The 6,236-nt window shown below is 70.5% G+C and carries 7 protein-coding genes; 1 reads left to right on the top strand and 6 read right to left on the bottom strand.

Annotated features, from left to right (window positions below):
- Positions 1 to 69: 69 nt before the first annotated feature.
- Genes ACFXI3_RS01375 through ACFXI3_RS01355 form a run of 5 tightly spaced genes read right to left on the bottom strand, consistent with a single transcriptional unit; the run spans position 70 to position 3,023 of the window.
- The gene (locus tag ACFXI3_RS01375) at positions 70 to 990 is read right to left on the bottom strand and encodes an SMP-30/gluconolactonase/LRE family protein (protein WP_344287104.1); all 921 of its coding nucleotides are present in this window, start codon (positions 988 to 990) and stop codon (positions 70 to 72) included.
- A 9-nt stretch (positions 991 to 999) separates the two neighbouring features.
- Entirely contained in the window at positions 1,000 to 1,656 is a 657-nt protein-coding gene (locus tag ACFXI3_RS01370) for a histidine phosphatase family protein (RefSeq protein ID WP_378397332.1), read from the bottom strand.
- A gap of 14 nt (positions 1,657 to 1,670) precedes the next feature.
- Positions 1,671 to 2,426 carry an SDR family oxidoreductase gene (locus ACFXI3_RS01365; protein WP_344287108.1) on the bottom strand — a complete coding sequence of 252 codons (756 nt, stop codon included), beginning with the start codon at positions 2,424 to 2,426 and terminating at the stop codon, positions 1,671 to 1,673.
- 44 nt (positions 2,427 to 2,470) lie between these two features.
- Positions 2,471 to 2,671: a hypothetical protein gene (locus ACFXI3_RS01360; protein ID WP_378397331.1), complete on the bottom strand. Its 201-nt coding sequence runs from the start codon at positions 2,669 to 2,671 to the stop codon at positions 2,471 to 2,473.
- Position 2,672: 1 nt separating this feature from the next.
- Complete coding sequence (locus ACFXI3_RS01355) at positions 2,673 to 3,023, bottom strand: YciI family protein (protein ID WP_378397330.1); 351 nt, start codon at positions 3,021 to 3,023, stop codon at positions 2,673 to 2,675.
- A gap of 342 nt (positions 3,024 to 3,365) precedes the next feature.
- Here ACFXI3_RS01355 and ACFXI3_RS01350 point away from each other — a divergent pair, with 342 nt between their 5' ends.
- A complete protein-coding gene (locus ACFXI3_RS01350; RefSeq protein WP_344287114.1) occupies positions 3,366 to 4,304 on the top strand; it encodes a hypothetical protein in 939 nt (312 codons plus the stop codon).
- Positions 4,305 to 4,364: 60 nt separating this feature from the next.
- On the opposite strand, the gene ACFXI3_RS01345 is transcribed toward ACFXI3_RS01350, so the two are convergent.
- Positions 4,365 to 5,990: an acyl-CoA synthetase gene (locus tag ACFXI3_RS01345; protein ID WP_344287116.1), complete on the bottom strand. Its 1,626-nt coding sequence runs from the start codon at positions 5,988 to 5,990 to the stop codon at positions 4,365 to 4,367.
- Positions 5,991 to 6,236 lie beyond the last annotated feature (246 nt).

The raw sequence follows: 6,236 nt of genomic DNA, 5'->3' as shown, positions 1-6,236 counted from the left end.
GTCCGTGAGGGGAACCCTGAGGGACTCTGATTCCCTCAGGGTTCCCCTCACGGACAGCTAGAGCTAGAGCTAGAGGTCGGTGTAGGCGAGCGCGTTTTCTTCTAGGGAGCCGAACCACAGGCGGCCGTGGTATTCGCGGATGCCCACCAGCAGGTGGAATCCCGGGATCTCGCCGCGCAGTTCCCGCACGACCGAACCGTCCGGGGTGACGGCGACCGCGCCCACCCGGCGTTTCGGCGCGGGCTGCAGCGCGTCCGGCAGGGCGCGCACAGCTGTCCGGACCGCGCGGGGAAGACGCCGCACGACGTCGAGGGCACGGAGGCGCGGGCTGGCCTCGGTGATCCAGATCAGCCCGTCCGAACCGGTCGCGATGTTGTCCGGGAAACCCGGCAGGTCGTCGATCAGGACGTCGCGGTCGCCCGCGCGCGGGCCGGTCAGCCAGACCCGGCTCACCCGGCACGCACCGGTTTCGGCAACCGCCACAAAGGATTCGTCCGGCGGAAGCGCGACGCCGTTCGCGAACTGGAGGCCATCGGCGAGCAGGTCGATGTGACCGTCCGGCGCGCGGCGCAGCAACCGTCCGCCCGCAGTCTGTTCGATGAGGTCGTCACGCCAGTTGTCGATGCCGAAGCGGCGCGAGGAATCCGTGAAGTAGATCGTGCCGTCGGCGGCGACCGCGGCGTTGTTGCAGAAGACGAAATCCAGCCCGGCGCCGGACGTCGCGAGGGTCGTCGTCTCGCCGCCGGCCAGCGGCATGGTCAGCAACCCGGCGCGGGCGTCGCAGATCAGCAGTTCGTCGTCGCCGTAGAGCTCCAGCCCGAGCGGGCGGCCGCCGGTGTCGCCGATCAGGTCGATCCGTGCTCCGTCCGGCGAAAGCCGCAGGATCCGGCCGTCATCGACGCCGGTGTAGACCCGGCCCTCGGCGTCCACGACCACGTCTTCGGGACCGTGCCCGTTCACCGGGACGATCGTGACCTCACCGAACCGCACGCCGGCCTCCTACCGGTAGCTGAGCAGCCGCGCGTTCTCGCCTTCGAGATGCGGATGCTCGTTGAAGGACAACAGGTTCACGCCGCCGCGGCCGGACGTCAGCTTCGTGATGCCGGTGTTCACCGTGACGCGGTTGAGCTTCAGCAGCCCGGGCCCTGGCGTGCCCAGCAAGGATCCGGCGACCGCGCCCAGCACCCCGCCGGAGGTGAACACGAGCCCGTTTTCGCCCTTGCCCAGCGAACCGGCCAGTTCCGCCAGCGCCGCCGTGCAGCGGCCGAGGAAAGCGGGCCAGCTTTCGGCGCACGGACCGGTGTCGCCGGAGTCGACCCACGCGGTCAGCGCGGCGTCCAGCAACCGCTGGTACTCGCGCGAATCCTGTTGCGGCGCACCGCCCGCGTGGTGCGCCGCGATGTCGACGTGGTCGTATTCGTTCCAGCGTTCGTCCTCGATCACCGGCACGTCGCAGCCGAGCACCTTCAACGCCGTCGCCGCGGTGTCCCGCTGGCGGGCCAGCGTTCCCGAGCGCACCTGCGCGAACTCGACCCCGCGCCGTTTCAGCTCCGCGCCGACCAAAGTGGACTGCTCGAAACCCAGCGGCGACAAGGCGTCGTAATCCGCCGCGCCGAACGACGCCTGCCCGTGCCGGATCAGGTAGATCGCACCCATTTACGCCCGTCCCGTCAGGAAAACATCCGCAGCAACCGGCCAGGGGCCAAGCGTACCGCGAGACTCAGCGGTACCCAGGGCCACGAAGGCACGTACGCGCGCTTCGGCTCCGCTTCGATCGCCTTGACCAGCGCGTGCGCACCGGCTTCGGCCGACACCATCAGCGGATTGGGTTTGGTCGAGCGAGCGGTCATCTCGGAGCTGATGTAGCCGGGCCGCACGTCGGTGACCGTGATGCCGTGGCCGCTCAGTTCCAGCCGCGCGCCCTCGGCGAACGCGGAGATTCCGGCCTTCGACGCGGAGTACGCGGTGAGGTTCCGCGGAAAACCGCGCAGCGCCATGAACGACGAGATCACCGCGAGGTGCCCGTCGCGCTGCTCGCGGAAGATTCCCGCGGCCGCCTCGATCTGGGCCACCGCGCCGACGAGGTTGGTTTCGAGGGTCTGCAGGTTGGCGTCGAACCGGCCCGCGCCGACCGGCTGTCCCTTGCCGAGCCCGGCGTTGACGATCACCCGGTCGAGCCTGCCGAGTTCGGTCCGGAACTCCTCGAACACGTCGAAGACGCGCGCGTGGTCGGTGACGTCGAGCGCGCGCGTCACGACGGTGATGCCCGGGTACGCGTCGCGCAGCTCGGCGGCCAGGTCGTCGAGCCGTTCGGTGCGCCGGGCGCACAGCGCGAGATTGCGGCCGCGAGCGGCGAACTGCCGGGCCATTCCCTCGCCGAGACCGGAGCTGGCTCCGGTGATCAGGATGTTCTGCCGCAGGACCATGCCCGGAGCCTACCCGCTGGTAACCAACCGGGTGCTCCGGCGGCTCACCTCTTCGCCCACCTCCACTCGGCCCGTTCCCTGCTGCCGGGAATCAGCCGGAACAGGAGCTTCGGCACCGCCCCGAAGAAGTAGTACGTCTTGCCGTCGACCTCCAGCGCGTGCTGCGCTTTGCCCGCGGGCGCTTTGTCCGCCGGCCCCAGGCTGAGCGCGAACGCGCACTTGCCGTCGAACTCCGGCTCGGCCATCTCACGCCCCCGGCGGCGGGAGGATTTCCAGCACGTCGATCGTGCCGATCTCGGTGTGCGGGTGCCCGGCGAGAAGGCCGTGCACCGCGTCCGCCGAATCGGCCTGCAGGATCGAGTACCCGCCGATCGTGCCGTCGCCGCCCGCGGTGGGCGCGCCGCCGTCCACCACCGCGTCGCCCGCTTTGGCGAACCACGCCATCCAAGCCTGCATCCCGGCGGCCTGCTGTTCGGGCGTCGCCTGGGCCATGCGCTCCGCGGCCGACTGGTCGGCGCGGTAAAGCAGAAGGAATTTCGCCATGCCGATCACCTGCGATCGAGGGAAAACCGCCCCGCTGACGGGGATCGCGCTCATGGTCTGCCGCTTCGGCCGCCCGCGCAAGTCAGGCGCATCCGGCGCGGATGACCGGTGGCCCGGCTTCTGGGGGCATGCCGGGCCACCGGTTTCCGGGCGCGGCCGCCGGCCGGGCGCGGGGCGCGGTCCGCGCTGCCGGGGCCGAGGCTCCGGACGCGCCGGGGGCGGCGCGTTCCGTCCTGGCCATGGAAGCGCGACCGTGCAGGTCACGGCAATGGTTCACAGTTGCCAGTACTAGCCCGTTCGCCGGAGTGGTACGGCGGTACAACCTGGTCCGGCGGCTGCTACCGTGCCTGTGTCGGGCTCGGCACGGTCGGTGACCAATGGGGGCGGTCGACGGGAATGACGCAGCGACATGCGGACCACGCCGGTCCGGACACCGCCGGAGGTGCCCGGACCGCGTTCGCGAGCGCGCTGCGCGCCGCGATCGGAGCCAGCGGGCTTTCCCTGGACCGGATCCAGGCACGGCTGCGCGCCCGCGGCGCGACGGTGAGCGTGACGGCGCTCAGCTATTGGCAGTCGGGCAAACGCCAGCCGGAACGGGCCGGGTCGCTGTCGGCGGTGCGGGTGCTGGAGGAAATCCTCGACGTCCCCGACGGCGCGCTGCTCGGCCTGCTGCCGCCGCCCCGTCCGCGCGGCGCGAGCAAGCGCGACCGAGCGGGCGAGGAACCGGTCACCTTCACCCGCGAGATCCTGCAGCCGCTGCTGGACCGCGTCGGCGCGCCGGACGCACTGGACCAGCAGCACCAGCTGAAGCTCATCGGCCTGCACGACCGCTGCGACATCGCGGCCGACGGCGGCCAGCTCGCGGTCACCTCGCGCGCGGTGTTCCAGTCCGGTGCGGACGGTCAGGACCGCTGGCTGCTGGTGTACGCACAGGGTGACGCGACGGCGGTGCCCGACTTGCAGCCGGTGCGCAACTGCCGCGTCGGACGCGCCGAAGTGGACGACGACCACGGCATCCTGGTGGCCGAACTGCTCTTCGACCGCGCGCTGGAGCGCGGCGAGACGCACCTCATCGAGTACACCCTGCGCAACTCCGGGCCGCCGTATCCGCAGTGCCGGGCGACGCACTACCGGGAATTCCGCCGCCCGGTCCGCGAGTACCTGCTGGAGATCCGCTTCGACCCGACCGCGGTGCCCGCCCGCTGCTGGCAGTACGCGAACGCCACCGACGAGGCACCCGCCCGACGTCGGCTGCGGCTGGACAGCGGCAACGGGGTGCACGCGATCGCACTGGACTTCGGGCCGGGGATCTTCGGCATCGGATGGGGGCCGTAAGCCTGGCCGCGGAGCTGAGCTGAAGATCCTTGCCTGCCTATCTTCTTCCGATAACCGCGCTCAGCTCAGCTTGGTCCGCAACACCTTCCCGGTCGCGTTGCGCGGCAGCTCCTCCAGGAACTCCACATCCCTCGGCACCTTGTAGCGCGCCAGATTCGCCTTCACGTACTCGCGCACGCCGTCCTCATCGAGCGTCGAGCCTTCCGTGCGCACCACAAAGGCCTTGAGCCGCTCGCCGAAGTCCGGGTCCTCGACCCCGATCACCGCCGCCTCGAGGACGTCTTCCCGCTCCACCAAAAGGTTTTCCACCTCGATCGGGAACACGTTCTCGCCGCCGGAGACGATCATCTCGTCGTCGCGGCCGTCGATGAACAGCAGGCCGTCCTCGTCGAAGTGGCCGACGTCGCCGCTGGAGAGCAGGCCGTCGATGATCTCCTTGTTCCGGCCGTCGGTGTAGCCGCCGAAGCTGAGCCCGCTGCCGACGAACACCCGTCCGGTCACGTGCGGCGCGGTGATCTTGGCGCCGCGTTCGTCGTACAGCGCGACGCGGCAGCCGACCGGCGCTCGGCCGACCGTGCCCGGCGCGCGCTTCCAGTCCTCCGGCGTCGCGACCGTCGCCACGGCGACTTCCGTGGAGCCGTACAGGTTGTGCACGACGTCGCCGAATTCCTCGTTCGCCCGGTTGCCGAGATCCGGCGACAGCGCGGAGCCGGCGACGAAGATGATCCGCAGGCACGAGGTGTCGTAGCGGTCGCGGACCTCCTTCGGCAGGTCGACGATCCGTTGCAGCATCGTCGGCACCAGTACGAGCGCGGTGCACCGATGCGTGGCGACACCCTTCAGCGTGGCCTCCGGGTCGAACTTCCGGCGCATCACCACCGTGCAGCCGAGCGCGAAGCTGAGGATGAACTGCGACAGCCCGGTGCCGTGGAACAGCGGCGCGCCCATGAAGGTCGCTTCGCCGGAGCGCAGCGGGATGCGGTCCAGGAACTGCGCCGACGCCAGCGCGGACGTGTGCGGTCGCGGCGCGCCCTTGGGGGTGCCAGTGGTGCCGCTGGTCAACAGCACGAAGCCGCCGGGTTTGACGGGCGCGGGCAGCGGGCGGTCGTCGGTGCTGGCGATGATCTCGGCGAGCACCGGGATCTCGTGGCCGCCCGGCTGGTCCACCCAGGCCAGGTAGCGGTCGACGTCTCCGTCGATCGCGTCGAGCAGTCCGGTGAACTCCTGGTCGTAGACGAGCGCGGTGACGCCCTCGCGCTTGGCGACGTCGGCGAACTGCGGCTTCGCGAATCCGGTGTTCATCAGCAACAGCCGCGCGCCGAGCTTGCCCGAAGCGGCCATCGTGAGCACGAGCCCGCGATGGTCGCGGCACAGCGCGGCGATCACCGAACCAGGGCCGAGACCGCGCTGCGACCAGGCGCGGGCGAGCGCGTTGGACTGGTCGTCGAGCTGCTTGAAGGTGAGCGGGCCCAGGTCGTCGACGATTCCGACGGCCGTCGAATCGCGCCGGGCCGCGATGTGGTTCGCGCCGGCGAACGGGCCGTACTTGCGGATCGCGACGAGGGACCGCAGGCCCTCGTCGAGGCGGGGGAACGGCACCAGCCCGGCGCGGCGCATCACGTCGACGCTGCGCACGGTCTCGGTCAGCTTGCCTGCCACCTGGCCGGCCAGCTCGGCCACACTCATCCGGGCACCTCCATTGCTGCTGCGGGAGCGCCCACGCCGACGGTCTCCGTACCGCCGGTATGGGAGTTACTCGACAGTAAAGCAAGGCCCGGCCGCGCACCAGTGCCCGGCCGGGGAGGAAATCCCCGGTACCGGTGACAGACCGTCCGTGAAGGGCTCCTTGAGGGAATCTGAGTCCCGCAAGGAGCCCTTCACGGACCGCCCGGCCCCAGGGCTGGATCGTATACACAAAAACCAGCCCACCAG

Source organism: Amycolatopsis sp. NPDC059235 (assembly GCF_042754125.1).
Lineage (GTDB): Bacteria > Actinomycetota > Actinomycetes > Mycobacteriales > Pseudonocardiaceae > Amycolatopsis > Amycolatopsis albidoflava.
This window is presented reverse-complemented; position numbering and strand designations above follow the sequence as displayed.

Excerpts from the sequence above, each read along its gene's own strand:
- ACFXI3_RS01345 (WP_344287116.1), bottom strand. The coding sequence starts at position 5,990 with ATGAGTGTGGCCGAGCTGGCCGGCCAGGTGGCAGGCAAGCTGACCGAG.
- ACFXI3_RS01360 (WP_378397331.1), bottom strand. The coding sequence starts at position 2,671 with ATGGCCGAGCCGGAGTTCGACGGCAAGTGCGCGTTCGCGCTCAGCCTG.
- ACFXI3_RS01365 (WP_344287108.1), bottom strand. The coding sequence starts at position 2,426 with ATGGTCCTGCGGCAGAACATCCTGATCACCGGAGCCAGCTCCGGTCTC.
- ACFXI3_RS01370 (WP_378397332.1), bottom strand. The coding sequence starts at position 1,656 with ATGGGTGCGATCTACCTGATCCGGCACGGGCAGGCGTCGTTCGGCGCG.
- ACFXI3_RS01355 (WP_378397330.1), bottom strand. The coding sequence starts at position 3,023 with ATGAGCGCGATCCCCGTCAGCGGGGCGGTTTTCCCTCGATCGCAGGTG.
- ACFXI3_RS01350 (WP_344287114.1), top strand. The coding sequence starts at position 3,366 with ATGACGCAGCGACATGCGGACCACGCCGGTCCGGACACCGCCGGAGGT.